Raw genomic sequence first — 19,600 nt, 5'->3', positions numbered from 1 at the left:
ATCTGTGGTCTGTTGAAAGGTGTTGGGTGGGCCGGGGTTGGTGAGCCGGGGTGGAGGCGGTGGGATCAGTGCGGTTCCGTCATTCGGCCGCGCCCATCGCGATGACGGCTTCCTCGATCGTGTCCTCTGCTTTCGAGGGTTCAGTCGGAACAGCGGGGTGGATCGTTGCCACCACCTGATCGGCCTTGACGAGGTGGCCGGAGCCGACGCTGATGTGGACGGTTCCGTCCAGGGGCGCCACGAGCTGGTGCTCCATCTTCATGGCTTCCACCGAGAGCAGGACCTGGCCGGCCTCCACGGCGTCGCCGTTGCCGACGGACACCGACACCACGGTGCCGGGCATCGGCGAGCGCACCGCCGGGTCGGCGGCGCCTTCCTCGCGTTCGATCGCGGCCAGCACCCGGGCGAGCCGGGTCTCCCGGGTGAGCACCTCGAGCCGGCAGGACCAGCCCTCGTTGCCGAGGAACACTTCCGTTGGCATCGGGTTGCCGGGGCCAGGGGGGACGGGCCCGCGGTGGACAGGCGCCAGCGCGTAGCTGCGGGATTCGTCGCCCAGAGTCAACTCCGCGGTGCCTCGCTTGGTGGACCGAAATGATGCCGGGCGTCGCGGGCCGCCGTTGACTGCCACGGTCGCCGTCCCCCGCGCCAAGGAGCCGGATACCTGCACCGTGGCGATACCGCCGTCGGGGGTCCCCAGGCTGATCCGGCGCGGGGCAGCTGCACCGAGCCGCCACCCGTTACCGAGATGCCAGGGGCCTGTCCCGGCGTCCTGCGTTTCATGCTCGTGCATCGCAGCGGCGAAGACGGCAGCAGCGGCCACCTCGAAGTCGCCCGGGTGCCGGAAGGAGAACTCCGGCATTTTCCGTTCGATCAGGCCGGTGTCGAGCCGTCCGGCGCGGACGTCGGCGTCGTTGATCAGCAGCCGCAGGTATTCGACGTTGGTGTCGATGCCCAGCGCGGTATACCCGGCGAGCGCCTCATCGAGGGTGTCCAAAGCCTCAGCCCGGTCCTCGCCCCACGCGATGACCTTGGAAATCATCGGGTCGTAGCTGCTCGAGATTTGGAGGCCCTCCAGCAGGGCCGAGTCGACACGGACCTTGCCACTCGCGGTGTCCGGCAGTTCGTCCAGCAGCACGACCTGTCCGATGGACGGCAGGAAGTTCTTCTCTGGCACCTCAGCGTAGACGCGTGCCTCCACCGAGTGGCCGGTCAGCACGACGTCGGCCTGGGTCACCGTGAGTTCCTCGCCGGCGGCGATGCGCACCTGCCATTCGACGAGGTCAATGCCGGTGACCATCTCGGTGACGGGGTGTTCGACCTGCAGGCGGGTGTTCATCTCCATGAAGAAGAACTCGTCCGGGGCGGCGTCCGAGACCAGGAATTCCACGGTCCCGGCGCCGGAGTAGTGGACGCTGCGCGCGGCCTGGCAGGCGGCTTCGCCGATCCGGGCGCGGATCTCCGCCCCGTCGGGCAGGGATTCCAGCAGCGGGGACGGTGCTTCCTCGATGACCTTCTGGTGGCGGCGCTGCAGCGAGCACTCGCGCTCCCCGAGGTGGATGACGTTGCCGTGGTTGTCCGCCAGGATCTGGACCTCGATGTGCCGCGGGGTGAGCACGAGCCGTTCCAGGAACAAGGTGTCGTCGCCGAAAGCACTCGCGGCGACCCGGCGTGCGGTGGCCAGGGTGGCTTCCAGGTCCTCGGCGCGTTCGACGATGTGCATGCCCTTGCCGCCGCCGCCGGCGGAGGGCTTGATCAGCAACGGGAAGCCGACGCCGGCCGCGGCCTCGATCAGCTGCGCGTCGGTCATGCCGGGTTCAGCGATGCCCGGGACCACGGGGACGCCGTAGCCGGTGACGTGGTTCTTGGAGCGGATCTTGTCGCCCATGACGTTCAGGGATTCGACGCCGGGGCCGATGAACGTGATGCCGGCGGCTTCGAGGGCGCGGGCAAAGTCGACGTTCTCGCTCAGGAAGCCGTAGCCGGGGTGCACGGCCTCGGCGCCGGTGTCGCGGCAGGCCTGGATGATGGCCTCGATCTTGAGGTAGCTCTCGGTGGCCGCGGCGGGCCCGATCCGGACCGCCAAGTCGGCTTCCCCCACGTGCCGCGCGTCGGCGTCGGCGTCGGAATAGACGGCGACCGAACGGATGCCCAGGGCGCGCAGGGTCCGGATGACGCGGCAGGCGATTTCGCCGCGGTTGGCGACGAGCACGGTGCCGAACAGCGGGGTGCCGGTTGTGGGGGTGGCTGGAGGAGTGGCCACGGAAGGCGTGGTGGGCGAAGAGATGGTCGGCGAAGAAAGATTCATGGCTGGCTCACATCCGGAAGAGGCCGAAGGAAGTCTCCGGCAGCGGGGTGCGGGAGACGACGTCGAGCGCCAGTCCCAAGACGGTGCGGGTGTCCGCGGGGTCGATCACGCCGTCGTCCCAGAGGCGGGCGGTGGAGTAGTAAGGGCTGCCCTGGTCCTCGTACTGCTGCTTGATGGGGGCCTTGAAGGCTTCCTCGTCCGCGGCGGACCATTCCTCGCCGCGGGCCTCGTACTGGTCCCGCTTCACGGTGGCGAGCACGCTGGAGGCCTGGTTGCCGCCCATGACGGAGATCCGCGACGCCGGCCACATCCAGAGGAAGCGCGGGGAGTAGGCGCGTCCGCACATTGAGTAGTTGCCGGCGCCAAAGGACCCGCCGATCACGACCGTCAGCTTGGGGACCCTGGCGGTGGCGACGGCGGTGACCATCTTGGCGCCATTCTTGGCGATGCCGCCCTGCTCGTAGTCCTTGCCGACCATGAAGCCGGAGAGGTTCTGCAGGAAGATCAGCGGGATGCCGCGCTGGTCGCACAGTTCGATGAAGTGCGCGCCCTTGAGCGAGGACTCGCTGAACAGCACGCCGTTGTTCGCCACGATGCCCACCGGGTGGCCGTGCAGCTTGGCGAAGCCCGTGACCAGGGTGGTGCCGTAGTTCTTCTTGAACTCATGGAACCGGCTGCCATCGACCAGCCGGGCGATGACCTCACGCACGTCGTACTGGGCGTTGACGTCCGTGGGCACGGCACCGTAGAGCTCATCCGGGTCGGCAACGGGCTCGACGACGGTGTCCACGTCCCAGACTGGCGCGGCAGGCTTCGGCAGGGTGGAGACGATGTCCCGGACGATCTGGAGGGCATGCTCATCGTTCTCGGCCAGGTGGTCCGTGACCCCGGAGATCTTCGAGTGCACGTCGCCTCCGCCGAGTTCCTCCGCCGTGACGATCTCACCGATCGCGGCTTTCACCAGCGGCGGGCCGCCCAGGAAGATGGTGCCCTGGTTGCGGACAATCACGGTCTCGTCGCTCATCGCCGGAACGTACGCGCCGCCGGCGGTGCAGGAGCCCATCACGGAGGCGATCTGCGGGATCTTCGCCGCGGACATCCTGGCCTGGTTGAAGAAGATCCGGCCGAAGTGTTCCTTGTCCGGGAAGACCTCGTCCTGCTTGGGCAGGAACGCCCCGCCGGAGTCCACGAGGTAGATGCAGGGCAGCCGGTTCTCCAGGGCGATTTCCTGCGCGCGGAGGTGCTTCTTCACCGTCATCGGATAATAGGTGCCGCCTTTGACCGTGGCGTCGTTGGAAATGACCAGCACCTGGCGGCCGTGCACCAGCCCGATGCCGGCAATGACACCGGCACCGGGCGAGTCGCCGTCGTACATGCCGTCCGCGGCCAGCGGGGCGATCTCCAGGAAGGGGCTGCCATCGTCGAGCAGCTGGTCAATGCGCTCGCGCGGCAGGAGCTTGCCGCGCGCCACGTGGCGTTCCCGGGACTTCGCGGGCCCGCCCAGCGCGGCGGTGGCGAGCCGTTCCCTCAGCTCGCCGGCCAGCCCCAGTTGGGCCTCCCGGTTCGCGGCGTAGGCGGTGCTCGTCGCATCCACCCGGCTGGCGATTGTCTCCATTGACTGTTTCCGTTCCCTGACCTGCGCGGACTTGCGCGCCGGAGCGGCAACTCAGGCCGCCCGACTATTTCGGTTAGTACCGCATAACTGAGATTTAGGTTAGTCTCTATTAACTGTGATGTCCAACACAGGGATCATTTTGTAAAGAGGGGATGCGCCGGTGACCGAGCCCAGCCAGACTGCCCAGCTTCCGTCAGCGCAGGCAGCCCCGACCCAGGCAGCCTCAACCCAGCGCAGCCAGGCCAAGGCGAACAGACGGCAGGCCCTCCTGTCCGCCGCCGCCGCGCTCTTTGCCCTGGAGGGCTTCAACCGCGTTTCCCTGGAGGATCTCGGGGCCGCGGCCGGCGTCAGCGGACCGGCGGTCTACCGTCACTTCGCCGGCAAGCAGGCCGTCCTCGGCGCCCTGCTGCTCAGTGTCAGCCAGGACCTGCTCGACGGCGGCCGCAGGGTGGTGGCCGATTCCGACGGCGATCTGGCGGCGTTGGGCGGGCTGGTGGCCTTCCACGTCGACTTTGCGCTGAGCAACCCGGACGTCATCCGGGTCCAGGACCAGGACTTCAGCAACCTGGCCGGCGAGGACCAGGCCGAGGTCCGCACGCTTCAGCGCAACTATGTTGAACTCTGGGTGGACGTGCTGGCCGGACTGCACGAGGGCACGGAGGCCGCCGAACTGCGGATGCGCGCGCATGCCACGTTCGGGCTGATCAACTCGACCCCGCACTCGGTGCGTAGCCACGGGCGCCGGATCGGGGTCCGCCGCGCGCGTCCGCTGCTGGAAAGCATGGCGCTGGCCGCGCTCCTGGCACCGGCCCCCACCGAGCCGCTCGGCTAAGCAACTCCCCCGCCCCGGGCGCCCTCCCGGGTCCACCGGTCCACGTGTCCACCGCCCACGTGTCCACCCCATGCGGACTTTGGCATGGACACGCCGTCAACCGGGCCGCCGCCGTCGAAAATTGTCCTCCATGTGCCCCGGGACGGCGACAACCCCGCCCAATGTAGCCCGCACACCACGAAGCTGCCGGCTGCCCCTTCCTTTCGGACGGGGCAGCCGGCAGCTGTGTAGAGGGACCTAGACCATCGCGAGGACCATGCCCGGATCGGCCAGCATGGCGCCGAGGTCCTGGAGGAACCGCGAGCCCTGCTCTCCGTCGACCAGTCGGTGGTCGAAGGACAGGCTGAGCGTCATGACCTGGCGCAGCGCGACCTCGTCCTGGTACTCCCACGGCATCTTCCGGACCGCACCGAGGGCCAGGATGGCTGCCTCGCCCGGATTCAGGATGGGTGTGCCGGCGTCAATGCCGAAGACGCCGATGTTCGTGATGGAGATCGTGCCGCCGGAGAGCGCCTCAGGGCTTGTCTTCCCGGCCCGGGCCGTGTCCGTCAGTTCCGTCAGGGCCGAGGAGAGATCCATGAGGGACATCCGGTCCGCGTCCTTGATGTTCGGAACCGTCAGCCCCCGCGGGGTCGCGGCCGCGATGCCCAGGTTCACGTAGTTGAACTGGACGATCTCCTGGTTGGCCTCGTCCCAGCGGGCGTTGAGGGTCGGGTGGTTGCGCAACGCAATCAGCACGGCCTTGGACACGAGCGTCAGCGGGGTGAGCTTGTACCCGGCGAACGCGCGACTGGCCTTGAGCCGCGCCAGCAGCTCCATCGTGGGCGTGACGTCGACGGTCAGGAACTCGGTGACGTGCGGCGCGGTGAAGGCACTGGCCACCATGGCGGCGGCCGTGAACTTCCGCACGCCCTTGATCGGCGTGCGGGTCTCGCGCTCGCCCGGGGCCTGGACAAGCCCTGCGGCCTGCGCCGTCGCACCGGCGGGCTCCTGGGCGGCCGCGGGCAGGTCCCCGCCGCCGACGAAGTTCAGCACATCGTCGCGGGTGATGAGCCCGCGCTCCCCGGTACCGGGCACGGCCTCAAGGTCGACGCCGAGATCCTTGGCCAGCTTGCGCACCGGAGGCGTGGACCGCGGGCGCTCCCCCGCCGCGGATGCCGCCGAGGTTTCGACCGGGTTGGATTCGGCCGGCGCAGAGACGGCCGGTTCAGCAGCACGTACGGGTGCCACCGGCTCGGCCGCGACGGCCGGAGGGGCCGCCGGGGCCGCGAAGGTGCGGGCGCGGCGGGCCGGACGGCCGGACGCTTCCAGGACGGCGCCATAGCCCACGAGGTTCGGCTCACGCTTGCCGCCTGCGGCCCCGTCCGCACCAGCACCGCCGCCGGAACCGGCGGCGCCGTCGTCGCCCTCGATCTCGAAGGAGACGATCGGCTTCCCGACCTCAACAACGGTGCCGGGCTGTTCGTGCAGGGCCGCGACGACGCCGGCAAACGGCGAGGGCAGCTCGACGACGGCCTTGGCCGTCTCTACCTCGGCGATGATCTGGTTGAGGGTGACGGTGTCCCCTACCGCGACCTTCCAGGCGACGATTTCCGATTCCGTCAGTCCCTCGCCGAGGTCCGGGAGCCTGAATTCCTTGATCATGGTGGCGCTCATCCTTCCAGCCCGCTGAGGGAGTTGGGGCGGCCGAGGGCGCGGTCGACGCCGTCGAGAATCCTGTCAAGGCCCGGCAGGTGGTGCATTTCCAGCTTGGAGTAAGGGTAGGGAACATCGAAGCCGGTCACGCGGACGGGAGCGGCCTCGAGGTGGTAGAAGCAGCGCTCGGTGATGCTCGCGGCGACTTCGGCGCCGAGGCCGCCGGACTGGCTGGCCTCGTGCGTGATGACCAGACGGCCGGTCTTGCGGACCGAGGCCTCAAGTGTGGCGAAGTCCAGTGGTGCCAGCGAGCGCAGGTCGATGACCTCAACCGAGATGCCTTCGTCGGCGGCCGCCATGGCGGCGTCGCGGGCGGTTTTGACCAGCGGGCCGTAGGCCACGAGGGTGACGTCCGTGCCCTCGGTGACAACACGGGCCTTTTCCATGGACAGGGCAGAGCTCAGGTCGACGCTCTCGTCCACCTCGCCCTTGTCGTGGTAGCGCCGCTTGGGCTCGAAGTACAGGACGGGATCGTCGGAGGCGATGGCTTGCTGGATCATGGTGTAGGCGTCCTGGGGGTTGGACACGCTGATCACGCGCAGCCCCGAGGTGTGGGTGAAGTAGGCCTCGGGCGATTCCGAGTGGTGCTCCGGCGAGCCGATGCCGCCGCCGAACGGGACGCGGATGGTGATGGGCATCTTGACCGCGCCCTGGGTGCGGTAGTGCATCTTGGCGACCTGGCTGACGATCTGGTCGAACGCCGGGTAGATGAAACCGTCGAACTGGATCTCCACCACCGGACGGTACCCGCGGTATGCCAGGCCGACGGCGGTGCCCATGATGCCGGACTCGGCGAGCGGGGTGTCCACGACGCGGTGCTTGCCGAAGTCTTTCTGCAGCCCGTCGGTGACACGGAAGACACCGCCAAGGGCGCCGATGTCCTCCCCCATCAGGACCACCTTGGGATCGTTTTCGAGGGACTTGCGCAGGCCCGAATTGATGGCTCGGGCAAAGGTCATCTGCGTCATCAGCGTGCACCTTCTTCAGAAGCGGCTTCTGCGGGATCGCCGAAGGAAGCCAGGTAACGGGAGTAGTGCTCCTGCTGGCGGTCCAGCCAGGAGTTGGGCGTGCTGTACACGTGCTTGAAGATATCCAGCGGCTGCGGCTCGGGCATGTTGATGGTGCCGGCCCGGAGTTCCTTGGCCACTGCGTCAGCTTGCGCGGCGACGGCGGCCTCGAGGTCCGCGGTCAGCAGTCCCTTGCGCTCGAGCAGCGACTTCATCCGGCTGATCGGGTCCTTGGCGGCCCAGTCCTCGAGTTCGTTGGCATCCCGGTAGCGGGTGGGGTCGTCCGCCGTCGTGTGCGGGCCCATCCGGTAGGTCACGGCCTCGATGAAGGTGGGGCCGCCGCCGCGCCGGGCACGGTCCAGGGCAATGCGGGTGGCTGCCATGACGGCGAGGACATCGTTGCCGTCGACCCGCATGCTGGGGATGCCGAAGCCTGAGGCGCGGTCCGCGAGCTGGATGTGCGACTGCAGCCGGACGGGTTCGGAAATGGCCCAGTGGTTGTTCTGGCAGATGAAGACGACGGGCGCCTGGAAGCTCGCGGCGAAGACCATGGCTTCGTTGACGTCGCCTTCGCTCGTGGCGCCGTCGCCGAAGTAGGCCACGGCGACACAGTCGGCGCCGTCGTTCTGGATGCCCATGGCGTAGCCCGTGGCGTGCAGGCTCTGCGCGCCGATGATGATCTGCTGGGTGGCAACGTTGACGGTGAACGGGTCCCAGCCGGCGGAGGCGTTGCCACGCCAGGCACGGACGAGGTCCTCCGGCTTCACTCCCCGGCAGTAGGCGACACCGTTGTCGCGGTAGCTCGGGAAGACAAAGTCGTCCTCGCGGAGGGCGCGGGCCGAGCCGATCTGGGATGCTTCCTGGCCGAGCAGTGGCGGCCACAGTGCCAGTTCGCCCTGCCGCTGGAGGGCCGTGGCTTCAGCATCGATCCGGCGGATGACCACCATGTCCTCATAGAGCGCGCAGAGCTGCTCATCGCTGACGTCCTGGAGCCAGGGATCGAACTCGGGATGGCTGATGCGCTCGCCCGCCGGGGTGATGAGCTGGACGAGGTCGCCGCCCGTCCGCCTCATAGAATTTTCACTGTTTCCGGGGCCCCCGGCGGCAATGCCGCCCTTGCCCGCGTCGTCGGTAAACACTGTTGTCCGCACCTTCTGACGTCGTCTGACCGGAACTCGCAGGACTCGTGATCCCGCGGCGCGCCAGCCGCCCGGGCGCCGTTGCCCCGGATAATTGTGACCCTACTCACAATGCTCATCGGGTACAACCACCCGCAAAAATATTGAGCATTATGCCCTGTTTGGTGTCCGCCAACCGTGCTAATCTTGCGCATTATGCAAACCTTGGATGGCACTGACACCCGCCTGCTTTCGGCCATGGCGCGGGACCCCCGGCGGACCGTGGTTGCCCTCGCCCAGAAGCTCGGACTCTCGCGCAATACGGTGCAGGCCAGGATGGCCCAGCTGGAGAAGAAGCACGTGTTCCTCTCCTTCGAGCGGCGGATCAACCCGGTGTCCCTGGGGTACCCGCTGATGGCTTTCATCTCCGTCCACGTCCAGCAGCAGAAGCTCGGCCCCCTCGCCGTCGAGCTCGCCGGGATTCCGGAAATCCTGGAGGGCTACGGCCTGACGGGCTCGGCGGATCTGCTCCTGCGGGTGGTGGCGCTCGACGCCGAGGACCTGTTCCGGATCAACGGCAAGATCCTGGCGTGCGACGGCGTGGACCGGACCGATACCGCACTGGCGATGGGCGAGCTGATCCCGTTCCGGATCCAGCCCCTGCTGGAGCGCGGATCCGCCGATAACTGATCCGCTTTTCGTCTGTGCCGTGGGCGGCCGCGGCGCTAGGCTGTGTCCGTTGGGTCCCCCTGAGTCCTTGGGTCCGCGCACGCGGCCCAGTGCAACAGGCAGTGGCTTGTCTGGACTGCCGGAAAGGCTTGAACCGTGAGCAGTCCCGAGGAACCACACCGCCCCGTACCGCCGCAGCCCGGGCATGAGCCTGCAGCCGGCCACCCGGCGCCCGGCCAGCCGCCCGTTCCGTACTACGCCCCGCCGCCCGGGCCACCCGCCGACGCCGCGGTGCCCAACTACGCGGCACCCAGCTACCCGCCACCCGCGACCGGCGCGGCACCCAGCTACCCGCCACCCAGCTACCCGCCACCCGCCGACGGCGCACCTCCGTACTACGGCGGTCCGGGGCAGCCGCCGCCCTACTACGGCGGCGCCGCCCTGCCGCCCCCGAAAAAGAGCCGCAAGGCCCTGTGGATTGTCCTCGGGATCGTCGGCGGTGTGCTCCTGCTGGTAAGTGCCGGCGCCGTCGTCCTGCTCAACGTGGTGGGCGGAGCCACCAACCAGGCACGGGGCATCGCTGACGATTTCACGAAGATGCTCATCGCCGGTGAGGTCAGCACCGCCTACGAGAAGTACCTGGATCCGGCCCTCATGCGGAAGATTTCGCCGGAGGAGTTCGCCGCGGGGGTGCAGAGCCTGGAGCTTGACGGCAGCTGTAAACCGAACTTTTCAAGCCTCAACGTCAGCTCCAACAACGGCTCCAACGCCGCCGACGTGGCCGGAACGATCGACTGCGACACGAAAAGTGTGGAGCTGGCCTACCGTTTCGAGGGCCACGACGAGCTGAAGATGGTGAACATTCGGCTGAGGCCTCAGCGCTGACCTCGAAAAACCCTGTCGAAGCGCCCATCCACAGAGAAGCTCCCGTGCTGCTGCACGGGAGCTTCTCTGCTGGTGCAGCCTTCCTAGTGGTTGGTAGCCTTTTCGGCGCCCACCCCGGTCAGGGAACGGACCTCCATTTCGGCCTGCTTTGTGGCGTCTTCCTTCCGCTTGTCCAGGACGGTGCCCAGCCAGCCCAGGAAGAACGCGAGCGGGATGGAGACGATGCCCGGGTTGCTCAGCGGGAAGATGGCGAAGTTGGCGCCGGGGATCATCGACGTCTTGGCCCCGGAGACCACCGGGGAGAGCGCAATCAGGATGATGGCCGCGGACAATCCGCCGTACATGCTCCACAGGGCTCCCTGGGTGGTGAACCGGCGCCAGAACAGCGAGTAGAGGATGGTCGGAAGGTTGGCGGAGGCAGCCACGGCGAAGGCGAGCGCGACGAGGAACGCGACATTTTGTCCGTTGGCGAAGATGCCGCCGGCGATGGCCAGCAGCCCGATCACCACCACGGTGCGGCGGGCAACCTTGACCTCGGTGGCGGCGTCGGCCTTCCCCTTGGCGATGACGCTGGCGTAGATGTCGTGGGCGAAGGATGCCGCCGCGGTGATCGTCAGGCCGGCGACGACGGCCAGGATGGTCGCGAAGGCCACCGCCGAGATGAAGCCCAGGAGCAGCGGACCGCCGAGGTGGAAGGCGAGCAGCGGCGCGGCCGAATTGACGCCGCCCGGGGCTGCCTTGATGGTGTCGGCACCCACCAGCGCAGCCGCGCCGTAGCCCAGGACCAGGGTGAACAGGTAGAAGATACCGATGAGCCAGATGGACCACACCACCGACTTTCGGGCTTCCTTTGCGGTCGGAACCGTGTAGAAACGCATCAGCACGTGCGGCAGGGCTGCGGTGCCGAGCACCAGGGCCAGGCCGAGGGACAGGAAGTCGACCTTGGAGGTCTCCGTCTTGCCGTACTGCAGTCCCGGGTTGAGCAGGTTCGGGTTGCCCGAGGTTTCCACCGCGCCGCCCAGCAGGTCGGAGAGGTTGAAGCCGTAGATCGCGAGGACCCAGAAGGTCATGACGGCCGCTCCGGCGATCAGGAGCATGGCCTTGATGATCTGCACCCAGGTGGTGCCCTTCATGCCGCCGATCAGGACGTACATGATCATCAGGGCGCCGACGACGATGATCACCAGGGCTTGTCCGCCCCAGTCACTGATGCCCAGGAGCAGCGAGATGAGGCTGCCGGCACCGGCCATCTGGGCCAGCAGGTAGAAGAAGCAGACGGCCAGCGTGGAGATGGCTGCCGCGATGCGCACGGGGCGCTGCTTGAGCCGGAAAGAGAGGACATCGGCCATAGTGAACTTGCCGGTGTTGCGGAGCAGCTCGGCGACGAGCAGCAAGGCGACGAGCCACGCCACGAGGAAGCCGATGGAATACATGAAGCCGTCGTAGCCGTTGATGGCGATGGCTCCGGTGATGCCCAGGAAGGACGCTGCGGAGAGGTAGTCGCCGGCGATGGCGGTGCCGTTCTGCGGGCCCGTGAAGGAACGTCCGGCCGCGTAGTAGTCGGCCGCCGTCTTGTTGTTGCGGCTGGCCCTGATCACAATGACCATGGTGATCGCGACGAAGAGGGCGAAGATGCCCATGTTCAGCAGGGTGGTGTCCTTGAGATCCGCGACATTGACCGCGGGAACCATGAGTGTCATTTTGCTGTCCCCCCAACCGGGTTGCCGTGCTTGTCGAATTCGTGCCCCTCGATTTCCTGGCGGATCTCGGAGGCAATGGGGTCCAGCTTGCGGTTCGAATAGCTGACGTACCAGCCGGTGATCGCGAACGTGGAGACAAACTGCAGCAGGCCCAGGATCAGGCCCACGTTGATGTTGCCCCAAAGCTTGATCGACATGAATCCGACCGCGTAGTCGGCCAGCAGGACATAGGCGAAGTACCAGAGCAGAAAGGCAATGGATAGCGGGAAGACAAAGCTGCGGTGACGGGTGCGCAGTTCCTGGAACTGCTCCGTCGACTGGACTTCCTTGAAGTCCACGGCCGCCGCAGCGTCCGTTTCTTGGGCGTCGTGACCCATCGGTTCCTCCTCATTGAGACTGGTGAGTCCACACCGGTTGCCGTGGTCTGCGCGGGACGCACCCTGCAACCCATCCTGCCGATGTGACTGCAATCACTGTGCACCGTGACGTGGGCTACCTACCACAGCCGGGGCAGCCTGCGTCGCTCAGCGGTCCCGGCGCTGCGCCAAACGGCGCCCGATACACCTGTTTCGCGGCCATCGTTGTCCGGGCACGTGCCAGAGCCGTCAGCCCCGGCACCGGCGGTAGGCTGGGCATCATGCCGGACTCTCCCCTGTTCACCGCCGCCGCCGTCGCGGTGATCGCCATGGCGATCACGGTGGTCGTCGCCGTCGGGCTCCAGGTCCTCCGCTCCTTCCGCGACCTCGGCACCGATGCCGAGCGCGCCACTTACACGACGCTCCACGCCGCGTCCCGGGCCGGCCAGTACCTGCGGACCGGCCTGAACCCTGCCGGTGCGGCCAAGGCCAGCAAACAGCTGCGCAGCATCCTGGGCTGCGATGCCCTCGCCATCACCGACACAACCGGCGTGCTCGCGTGGGACGGCGCCGCCGAGGAGCTCAAGCCTGCCCTGATGGGGCTCGCGTCAAAAGTGTTCGACGGCGGCCACCTCGCCGTCATTCCGGCGGGCGAACTCCAGCTCCTGGCCGCTGGCGTCGGCGGCATGACGCTGGCGCCGGAGGTGGAGCGCGCCGTCGTGATCGCCCCGATCAAAACCGGCACGCGTGTGGTGGGTGTGGTGGCCGCCTTCGCGCCGGCCGCCGGGGCGGGACTGGTCCGCGCCACCGGGGAGGTGGCTGACTGGGTGGCCACGCAGGTGGAACTGGCCGAGCTCGACGCCTCCCGCACGCTCCTGATGGAAGCCGAGGTCCGCGCCCTCCGCGCCCAGATCAGTCCGCACTTCATCTACAACTCGCTCAACGCGATCGCATCCTTCATCAACACGGATCCGGTCCGGGCGCGCGAGCTCGTGGTGGAGTTCGCCGATTTCACCCGCTACTCCTTCCGCCGCCACGGCGACTTCACCACCCTGGCCGAGGAACTGCGCTGCATCGACCGCTACCTGCTCCTGGAGCGGGCCCGGTTCGGGGACCGCGTGCAGGTCAGCCTGCGGATTGCTCCGGAGGTCCTGAGCACGGTGATTCCATTCCTGAGCCTGCAGCCGCTGGTGGAAAACGCGGTCCGGCACGGCCTTGAGGCCAAGGAAGGCCCTGGCCACATCTCCATCACGGCGAACGACTCGGGTGCATTCGCGGAGGTGACGATCGAGGACGACGGCGTGGGCATGGACCCGGACCAGCTCCGCTCCGTCCTTGCCGGGCACAGCGACGGCGACCACGTCGGGCTGCGCAACGTCGACGCCCGCCTGCGGCAGGTGTACGGGGACGAGAACGGCCTCGTGATCGAGACGGCACCGGGCGAAGGCACCCTGATCACGATGCGCGTCCCCAAGTCCCAGCCCCGGCACGATGCCTGATTCCGGTCGGGCAAGAATGCCTGCGGCAGTACGCTAGAGCCATGATTAACGTCCTCGTCGCCGACGACGAGCTCCCCGCCGTTGAGGAACTGGCCTTCCTGCTCGGCCGGGATGACCGGATCGGCGCCATCCACCGGGCTTCCTCGGGCGCCGAGGCCCTGCGTGCCCTCGAGGCCGAAGACGTCGACGCCGTGTTCCTCGACATCCACATGCCGGCGCTGTCCGGGCTGGACATTGCGCGGGCCATCTCCCGCAGCGCCCGCCCGCCCGCCGTCGTTTTCGTCACTGCCGACGAGGACTGCGCGCTGGAGGCCTTCGAGCTCGCGGCCGTGGACTACCTCCTCAAGCCCGTGCGGGCCGAAAGGCTGGCAAAGTCGATCGGACGCATCAGCGAACTGCTCAAGGATGGTGCCCCTGCACCCGAAATGATCACCGTGGACCTGGGCGGGACCACCAAAATGATCCGTCGCGAGGACGTGACCTACGTCCAGGCGCAGGGTGATTACGCCCGGCTGCACACCGCCGATGCCAGCTACCTCATCAGGGTTCCGCTGGCGGACCTCGAACAGCAGTGGGCCGACGTCGGATTCGTCCGCATCCACCGCTCCTACCTGATCGCACTGAGCCACGTCAGCCACTTGAAGCTCGCCGCAGCGCGGCCCAGCGTCACCGTGGCTGGAGCTGAACTGCCTATCAGCCGCCGGCACCTGCCTGCTGTCCGGGAAAAGCTCGGCGCAACCCGTATCCGGCCGCAGGCATGACAAGGGTCCGGGTCACGGCGCCGCGCAGCGTCACACCAAACAGCGCCACACCAAACGGCACCGCAGCAAACAGCGCCGCCCTGAACGGCGGGCGCTCCGCGGCAGCCTCCCGCGAAGCGGAGGAGGAGACCGACGCCGGGCAGTTGTTCGTCCGTTCGCTCATCCGGTCCCAGCTCCGGCTGGGCCTCGTGGTGGCCCTGGGATTCCTGCTGATCATGCTCGCCTTCCCGCTGATGCTGGGGCTGGTCCCCGGCCTGGCGGACTCCACGATTGCCGGCCTTCCCTTCGACTGGGTCCTGCTGGGGGCCGGGATCTATCCCGTGATCGGCCTCAGTGCCTGGCTGTACGTGCGGACCGCGGCCAGGAACGAGGCCCGCTACCGGGACCTCGCCGGCGACAAATGACCGAACAGGTGAGGACCCACGTGAACGGCCCGGCGGACGGCCACGTACGGGGCCCGGTGGGCGGCCACCCACGCGGCCGGGTGAACGGCCGGTGAACCCCGTCGTCGGCGTCGCGGCGTTCGCCGCCGTCTCCCTCGCCACGGCTGTGATTGGTTTCTACGGGTTACGGATCTCGCGCACCACCGGGGACTTCTACGTGGCGTCCCGGACGGTCAAGCCGTGGTGGAACGCCTCAGCAATCGGCGGGGAGTACCTCTCGGCTGCGAGCTTCCTGGGGGTCGCCGGGCTGATCCTGCTCTCCGGCACCGACGCCCTGTGGTATCCGGTGGGGTACACGGCCGGATACCTGATGCTGCTCTTGTTCGTCGCCGCTCCCCTGCGCCGCTCGGGCGCCTACACGATCCCTGACTTCACCGAGGCGCGCCTCGATTCGCGTGCCGTCCGCCGCGTCACAAGCCTGGTGGTGGTCCTGGTCGGCTGGCTCTACATCGTCCCGCAACTCCACGGCGCCGCCCTGGCCATCCGGATCACCACCGGGCTGCCGGCGTGGGTAGGCCCGGTGGCGGTGGTCGCCGTCGTCTGCATCACCGTGGTGGCGGGCGGGATGCGCTCCATCACGTTTGTCCAGGCGTTCCAATACTGGCTGAAACTGACGGCGGTGGCGGTGCCCATCGTGTTCATGCTGCTGGTGCTGGGCGGCAACAGCTCCCCGGCGGAGGCAGCCCCCGCGGTGAATCCGACGGCGCTGGCACCCTCGGGCCCCTATCAGGTCATTTCGCTGCTCGTGGCCCTGCTCTTCGGAACCCTCGGCCTGCCGCACGTGCTGGTCCGGTTCTACACAAATCCGGACGGACAGTCGGCCCGCCGCACCACCCTGATTGTCCTGGGCCTGCTCTCGGTCTTCTATCTGTTCCCCACGGCCTACGGCATGATCGGCCGGGCCTACGCCCCCGACCTCGCCCAAAGCGGGCCGGCCGATGCCCTGGTGCTGCTGCTGCCTGGCCGCCTGGTGGGCGGGGCGGCCGGCGACCTGCTCTCTGCGCTGGTGGTGGCGGGGGCGTTTGGGGCGTTCCTGTCGACGACGTCGGGCCTGGTGGTCTCTCTGGCCGGCGTTATCAGCCAGGACGTGTTCGGCGGCAGCGTGCGGGGCTTCCGGCTGGCAGCGCTGATCTCGGCGCTGGTGCCTCTGGGAATCGCGTCGATGACCGAGTCGCTGGCACTGGCCGGCAGCGTGGGGCTCGTGTTTGCCTTTACCGCGTCCACGATCTGCCCTGTCCTGCTGCTGGGCATTTGGTGGCGGGGACTGACGGACGCCGGGGCTATCGCGGGCATGGTGACCGGCGGCGTGCTCTGCGGCAGTGCGATGGTGGCCGGCTCGGTGCTGGGTGCTGCGCAGACGCCGTCGTGGCTGGCGCAGCCCGCCGCATGGACGGTGCCGGCCGCGTTCGCCGTCACGATCCTGGTGTCGCGGGCCACGCGGGGCCGGGTGCCGCGGACAATGACACGGCTGATGACCCGGCTGCACACCCCGGAACGGCCGCTCGCGACGGAACGGTGACCCTGGCGTGCTGACCCGGGCGGGGCTCCGGCAACGCTGAACCTGCGGTCGCGATCCGGCGTCGGTGACCCGGGCGGGTGGTTGGCCGGTGGGGCTCCAGGCGTGGGTCCGCGCGGGGCGTGACTAGTCGATGGCCGCCATGAGCTCGACGGCGCGCTCCAGGAATGCGTCGACCTGGCTTTCCTCGTAGCCCTCCCGGCCCACGGCGGGACGGAACACGGCGCGCCGGACGTTGTCCACGCTCAGCGGCTGGTCCTCCTCGAGGTAGCCGATCAGCTCGTGGCAGAGGTCGTCGACGTCGGTGGTGTTGTAGCTGCGGGCCTTGGGCTTGGACGGGCGCCGGAAGCGTTGGCCGTCCGGGCGGTGCAGGCGGCCGCGCAGGACGCCCGCGAGCCGGCCGATTTCGCGCAGCCAGGCATCTTCGCCGCGTTCGGCAACGAGCTCATCGCGCTCACGCCGGGCGAGGGCGTCTTCGAGCCGGTCCAGCGCGGCGTCCACGCCGGCGGCGGCGTAGCCGCCCTTCACGGGATCGAAGGACACGACGCGGACGTCCGAGCTCTTGATGGCGCGGGAGGCCGAGGACGGAGCTTCGAATGACACCCGTGCGCGCTGCAGGAAATCGTCGACCTGCCTGGCGTTGTAGCCATACTGGTTCCGCTGCACGCGGTCAAAAGACGCAGGAATCTGCCGTTGAATGTCCACTGTTACTTTGTTCCTTTGATGCCGTTCGGCTGGTTTGCTCGGCACCATTCTAGGCGCCGGAAGTGCTGGTCCGGTGCTTCTAGGCGGCGGTGAGGGCCGAGAACAGGATGAACGCCACCGGCGAGGCGAAGACAATCGAGTCCAGCCGGTCCATGACGCCTCCGTGTCCGGGGAGGATGCTGCTCATGTCCTTGATGCCGAGCTCGCGCTTGACCATGGATTCGGCGAGGTCGCCGGCGGTGGCGGCTGCCACCATGCCCACGGCGAGCACGACGCCGAACCACCACGGTTCGCCCAGCACGAAGATCATGGCGAGCACGCCCACGACGACGGCCCCGGCGATCGAGCCGGCGAAGCCTTCCCAGGTCTTCTTGGGGCTGATCTTGGGGGCCATCGGATGCTTGCCCAGGGAGGCGCCCACGAGGTAGCCGAAGGTGTCGTTGGCTACCACCAGGAGCAGCAGGGTCGCGATTTCCCACGCACCCGCCGGAATCACCCCGTCAGGCCACAGGCCTACCGGCGTCTCGCCGTCGGCGGTGTGCAGCAGCAGCGCCGCAAAGCTGATCAGGAACGGCACCCAGGACAGGGTGAAGACCCCTGCGAAAATGCTCCGCGCCGAACCGGCGGCGCCCTCCAGGGTCCGCCACAACAGCACCGCCACGCTGCTGACGAGCATGGCGAAGAGCAGGCTTTCGAGGCCGCCGAAGTAGGCGGCGATCGGCATGGCGACCGTGCCGACCATCACCGGCACGATCGGCAGGCGGGTGCCTGCGGCCTCCAGCGCACGGAAGATCTCCCAGACGCCGAAGATCGCAAAGGTGGCGGTCACCAGGACGAAGCCCAGCGGGAGGAACAGCAGGCCGCCGAGGACGCATACCAGCATGCCTACGCCCACCACCGTGGCGGCGGGCAGGTTCCGGCCCGCTTTGGGCGTTGGGTTCTCGCGCTGCTTCCCCCGCCTCCGGGCGCGCGGCCCGGAGGCCTCCTGTGCCTGATTCATCAGACCTCGAGCAGCTCAGCTTCCTTGCGCTTGAGCAGCTCGTCGATCCCGTCCACGTGTGCCTTGGTCATGGCGTCGAGTTCCTTCTCACCGCGCGCGCCTTCGTCTTCGCCGGCGTCGCCGTCCTTGACGAGCTTGTCCAGCGTTTCCTTCGCTTTACGGCGGATGTTGCGGATGGACACCTTCGCGTCCTCACCCTTGGACTTGACGATCTTGACGTATTCCTTGCGCCGTTCGGACGTCAGCTCGGGAATGGTGATCCGGATGACGTTGCCGTCGTTGGACGGGTTGGCGCCGACCTCGGAGTCGCTGAGGGCACGTTCGATGTCGCGCAGGGCCGTCTTGTCGTACGGGGTGACGAGGATGGTGCGGGCATCCGGGACCGCAAAGGAGGCCAGCTGCTGCAGCGGCGTCGGCGTGCCGTAGTACTCGACGATGACCTTGTTGTACAGGCCAGGCGTCGCGCGGCCGGTCCGGATCGAGGCGAAGTCTTCCTTGGCTACCTCAACTGCCTTGTCCATCTTGTCCCCGGCTTCGAGCAAGGTTTCTTCGATCACGGTCTCTCCTCAGAAATTGGTGCGTCCCGGGGGCCGGGGCGCGGCACGTCTTCTTTGTGCGCCTGCCGTATTCCGCCGGGCGCTTTTGTCTTCCGCCTGGCGGCGGAAAGGTCCTGAAAACATCCTAGCCGTTGCTAGGGGGTGACGACGGTGCCCAGGTCTTCGCCCCGGATGGCGCGGGTGACGTTGCCCTCGCCTTCCATGCCGAAGACCACCATTGTGAGGTTGTTGTCCTTGCACATGGTCATCGCGGTCTGGTCCATCACGCGGATGTCGCGGCGGAGGGCGTCGTCGTAGCTGAGGCGGTGCAGTTTCTCCGCCGTCGGGTCCTTCTTCGGGTCGGCGGTGTAGACGCCGTCGACGCCGCTCTTGGCCATCAGGACGACGTCGGCGTGGACCTCCATGGCGCGCTGGGCGGCCACGGTGTCCGTGGAGAAGTACGGCAGGCCGGCGCCGGCGCCGAAGATGACAACCCGGCCCTTTTCCATGTGGCGGATGGCGCGGCGGGGGATGTAGGCCTCGGCGACCTGGCCCATGGTGATGGCGCTCTGCACGCGCGTTTCCACCCCGGCCTGCTCAAGGAAGTCCTGGAGCGCGAGGCAGTTCATGACGGTTCCGAGCATGCCCATATAGTCGGCGCGGGAGCGGTCCATGCCGCTCTGGGACAGTTCGGCGCCGCGGAAGAAGTTGCCTCCGCCGACGACGATTGCGACCTCCACATCGGGAACTGCGGCGGCGATCTGCTTGGCCACGCCGCGGACGGTATCCGGGTCGACGCCCAGTTTCCCACCGCCGAAGACCTCGCCGGAGAGCTTCAAGAGGACGCGGCGCCTGTTCTTCTTTGGCTGGGCTGAAGTGGTGACGGTTTCCATGGTGCCTTCCCGTTGGTGAACTCTGAGTTAGGTTATCGTGCTGGGCGCCCAAGGAGGCATTCCGG

Annotated in this window: 18 protein-coding genes; 7 read left to right on the top strand and 11 right to left on the bottom strand. The window is 67.9% G+C overall.

Annotated features, from left to right (window positions below; all coding sequences use genetic code 11):
* Positions 1-79: 79 nt before the first annotated feature.
* Both AC1DN2_RS04715 and AC1DN2_RS04710 read right to left on the bottom strand, forming a co-directional pair.
* Complete coding sequence (locus AC1DN2_RS04715; RefSeq protein ID WP_476849405.1) at positions 80-2,305, bottom strand: acetyl/propionyl/methylcrotonyl-CoA carboxylase subunit alpha; 2,226 nt, start codon at positions 2,303-2,305, stop codon at positions 80-82.
* Between the two features lie 7 nt (positions 2,306-2,312).
* Positions 2,313-3,920: a carboxyl transferase domain-containing protein gene (locus tag AC1DN2_RS04710; protein WP_476849404.1), complete on the bottom strand. Its 1,608-nt coding sequence runs from the start codon at positions 3,918-3,920 to the stop codon at positions 2,313-2,315.
* A gap of 160 nt (positions 3,921-4,080) precedes the next feature.
* On the opposite strand from AC1DN2_RS04710, the gene AC1DN2_RS04705 reads away from it, so the two are divergent.
* Entirely contained in the window at positions 4,081-4,752 is a 672-nt protein-coding gene (locus AC1DN2_RS04705; protein ID WP_476849403.1) for an SACE_7040 family transcriptional regulator, read from the top strand.
* A gap of 237 nt (positions 4,753-4,989) precedes the next feature.
* On the opposite strand, the gene AC1DN2_RS04700 is transcribed toward AC1DN2_RS04705, so the two are convergent.
* From AC1DN2_RS04700 to pdhA, 3 genes are read right to left on the bottom strand one after another with little or no spacing between them, the layout of a single operon-like run.
* Positions 4,990-6,408: a dihydrolipoamide acetyltransferase family protein gene (locus AC1DN2_RS04700; RefSeq protein ID WP_476849402.1), complete on the bottom strand. Its 1,419-nt coding sequence runs from the start codon at positions 6,406-6,408 to the stop codon at positions 4,990-4,992.
* Entirely contained in the window at positions 6,405-7,415 is a 1,011-nt protein-coding gene (locus AC1DN2_RS04695) for an alpha-ketoacid dehydrogenase subunit beta (protein ID WP_476849401.1), read from the bottom strand. Before AC1DN2_RS04695 ends, AC1DN2_RS04700 begins: the two co-directional genes overlap by 4 nt.
* The gene (pdhA, locus tag AC1DN2_RS04690) at positions 7,415-8,593 is read right to left on the bottom strand and encodes a pyruvate dehydrogenase (acetyl-transferring) E1 component subunit alpha (RefSeq protein WP_374706662.1); all 1,179 of its coding nucleotides are present in this window, start codon (positions 8,591-8,593) and stop codon (positions 7,415-7,417) included. The genes AC1DN2_RS04695 and pdhA overlap by 1 nt, the downstream gene beginning before the upstream one ends.
* A gap of 195 nt (positions 8,594-8,788) precedes the next feature.
* Here pdhA and AC1DN2_RS04685 point away from each other — a divergent pair, with 195 nt between their 5' ends.
* The gene (locus AC1DN2_RS04685; protein WP_026266622.1) at positions 8,789-9,262 is read left to right on the top strand and encodes an Lrp/AsnC family transcriptional regulator; all 474 of its coding nucleotides are present in this window, start codon (positions 8,789-8,791) and stop codon (positions 9,260-9,262) included.
* A gap of 135 nt (positions 9,263-9,397) precedes the next feature.
* Entirely contained in the window at positions 9,398-10,126 is a 729-nt protein-coding gene (locus tag AC1DN2_RS04680) for a hypothetical protein (RefSeq protein ID WP_476849400.1), read from the top strand.
* Between the two features lie 83 nt (positions 10,127-10,209).
* Here AC1DN2_RS04680 and AC1DN2_RS04675 read toward each other — a convergent pair whose 3' ends face one another.
* Both AC1DN2_RS04675 and AC1DN2_RS04670 read right to left on the bottom strand, forming a co-directional pair.
* The gene (locus AC1DN2_RS04675) at positions 10,210-11,826 is read right to left on the bottom strand and encodes a solute symporter family protein (RefSeq protein WP_026266623.1); all 1,617 of its coding nucleotides are present in this window, start codon (positions 11,824-11,826) and stop codon (positions 10,210-10,212) included.
* On the bottom strand, positions 11,823-12,203 hold the full coding sequence (locus AC1DN2_RS04670) for a DUF485 domain-containing protein (RefSeq protein WP_079551449.1): 381 nt from the start codon (positions 12,201-12,203) through the stop codon (positions 11,823-11,825). The genes AC1DN2_RS04675 and AC1DN2_RS04670 overlap by 4 nt, the downstream gene beginning before the upstream one ends.
* A 260-nt stretch (positions 12,204-12,463) precedes the next feature.
* Here AC1DN2_RS04670 and AC1DN2_RS04665 point away from each other — a divergent pair, with 260 nt between their 5' ends.
* The 4 genes from AC1DN2_RS04665 (at position 12,464) to AC1DN2_RS04650 (ending at position 16,404) form a co-directional block, all read left to right on the top strand.
* Positions 12,464-13,681 carry a sensor histidine kinase gene (locus tag AC1DN2_RS04665; protein ID WP_476849399.1) on the top strand — a complete coding sequence of 406 codons (1,218 nt, stop codon included), beginning with the start codon at positions 12,464-12,466 and terminating at the stop codon, positions 13,679-13,681.
* Positions 13,682-13,722: 41 nt separating this feature from the next.
* Positions 13,723-14,442 (top strand): LytR/AlgR family response regulator transcription factor, encoded by a 720-nt coding sequence (locus AC1DN2_RS04660; protein WP_476849398.1) that lies wholly within the window; start codon positions 13,723-13,725, stop codon positions 14,440-14,442.
* Positions 14,439-14,846, top strand: coding sequence for a DUF485 domain-containing protein (locus AC1DN2_RS04655; protein ID WP_476849397.1), 408 nt, complete (start codon positions 14,439-14,441; stop codon positions 14,844-14,846). The genes AC1DN2_RS04660 and AC1DN2_RS04655 overlap by 4 nt, the downstream gene beginning before the upstream one ends.
* 91 nt (positions 14,847-14,937) lie before the next feature.
* Positions 14,938-16,404, top strand: a complete 1,467-nt coding sequence (locus AC1DN2_RS04650; protein WP_476849396.1) for a sodium/solute symporter — start codon at positions 14,938-14,940, stop codon at positions 16,402-16,404.
* 123 nt (positions 16,405-16,527) lie between these two features.
* On the opposite strand, the gene AC1DN2_RS04645 is transcribed toward AC1DN2_RS04650, so the two are convergent.
* The 4 genes from AC1DN2_RS04645 to pyrH all read right to left on the bottom strand — a co-directional run bounded on the left by AC1DN2_RS04645 (position 16,528) and on the right by pyrH (position 19,535).
* Positions 16,528-17,154 (bottom strand): DivIVA domain-containing protein, encoded by a 627-nt coding sequence (locus AC1DN2_RS04645; protein WP_476849395.1) that lies wholly within the window; start codon positions 17,152-17,154, stop codon positions 16,528-16,530.
* A 31-nt stretch (positions 17,155-17,185) separates the two neighbouring features.
* Positions 17,186-18,106: a phosphatidate cytidylyltransferase gene (locus tag AC1DN2_RS04640; RefSeq protein ID WP_079551459.1), complete on the bottom strand. Its 921-nt coding sequence runs from the start codon at positions 18,104-18,106 to the stop codon at positions 17,186-17,188.
* Positions 18,106-18,663, bottom strand: a complete 558-nt coding sequence (gene frr / locus AC1DN2_RS04635; RefSeq protein WP_018774548.1) for a ribosome recycling factor — start codon at positions 18,661-18,663, stop codon at positions 18,106-18,108. The genes AC1DN2_RS04640 and frr overlap by 1 nt, the downstream gene beginning before the upstream one ends.
* A 134-nt stretch (positions 18,664-18,797) precedes the next feature.
* A complete protein-coding gene (pyrH, locus tag AC1DN2_RS04630; protein WP_018774549.1) occupies positions 18,798-19,535 on the bottom strand; it encodes a UMP kinase in 738 nt (245 codons plus the stop codon).
* Between the last annotated feature and the right edge of the window lie 65 nt (positions 19,536-19,600).

It is taken from the genome of Arthrobacter sp. 01L42 (genome assembly GCF_056400005.1).
Note: the sequence above shows the minus strand (reverse complement) of the source record. Positions and strands in the feature narration are given on the sequence as shown.

Coding starts and splice junctions, on each gene's coding strand:
- AC1DN2_RS04715 (WP_476849405.1), bottom strand. CDS start 2,305: ATGAATCTTTCTTCGCCGACCATCTCTTCGCCCACCACGCCTTCCGTG.
- AC1DN2_RS04710 (WP_476849404.1), bottom strand. CDS start 3,920: ATGGAGACAATCGCCAGCCGGGTGGATGCGACGAGCACCGCCTACGCC.
- AC1DN2_RS04700 (WP_476849402.1), bottom strand. CDS start 6,408: ATGAGCGCCACCATGATCAAGGAATTCAGGCTCCCGGACCTCGGCGAG.
- AC1DN2_RS04695 (WP_476849401.1), bottom strand. CDS start 7,415: ATGACGCAGATGACCTTTGCCCGAGCCATCAATTCGGGCCTGCGCAAG.
- AC1DN2_RS04685 (WP_026266622.1), top strand. CDS start 8,789: ATGCAAACCTTGGATGGCACTGACACCCGCCTGCTTTCGGCCATGGCG.
- AC1DN2_RS04675 (WP_026266623.1), bottom strand. CDS start 11,826: ATGACACTCATGGTTCCCGCGGTCAATGTCGCGGATCTCAAGGACACC.
- AC1DN2_RS04670 (WP_079551449.1), bottom strand. CDS start 12,203: ATGGGTCACGACGCCCAAGAAACGGACGCTGCGGCGGCCGTGGACTTC.
- AC1DN2_RS04665 (WP_476849399.1), top strand. CDS start 12,464: ATGCCGGACTCTCCCCTGTTCACCGCCGCCGCCGTCGCGGTGATCGCC.
- AC1DN2_RS04660 (WP_476849398.1), top strand. CDS start 13,723: ATGATTAACGTCCTCGTCGCCGACGACGAGCTCCCCGCCGTTGAGGAA.
- AC1DN2_RS04655 (WP_476849397.1), top strand. CDS start 14,439: ATGACAAGGGTCCGGGTCACGGCGCCGCGCAGCGTCACACCAAACAGC.
- AC1DN2_RS04645 (WP_476849395.1), bottom strand. CDS start 17,154: ATGGTGCCGAGCAAACCAGCCGAACGGCATCAAAGGAACAAAGTAACA.
- AC1DN2_RS04640 (WP_079551459.1), bottom strand. CDS start 18,106: ATGAATCAGGCACAGGAGGCCTCCGGGCCGCGCGCCCGGAGGCGGGGG.
- pyrH (WP_018774549.1), bottom strand. CDS start 19,535: ATGGAAACCGTCACCACTTCAGCCCAGCCAAAGAAGAACAGGCGCCGC.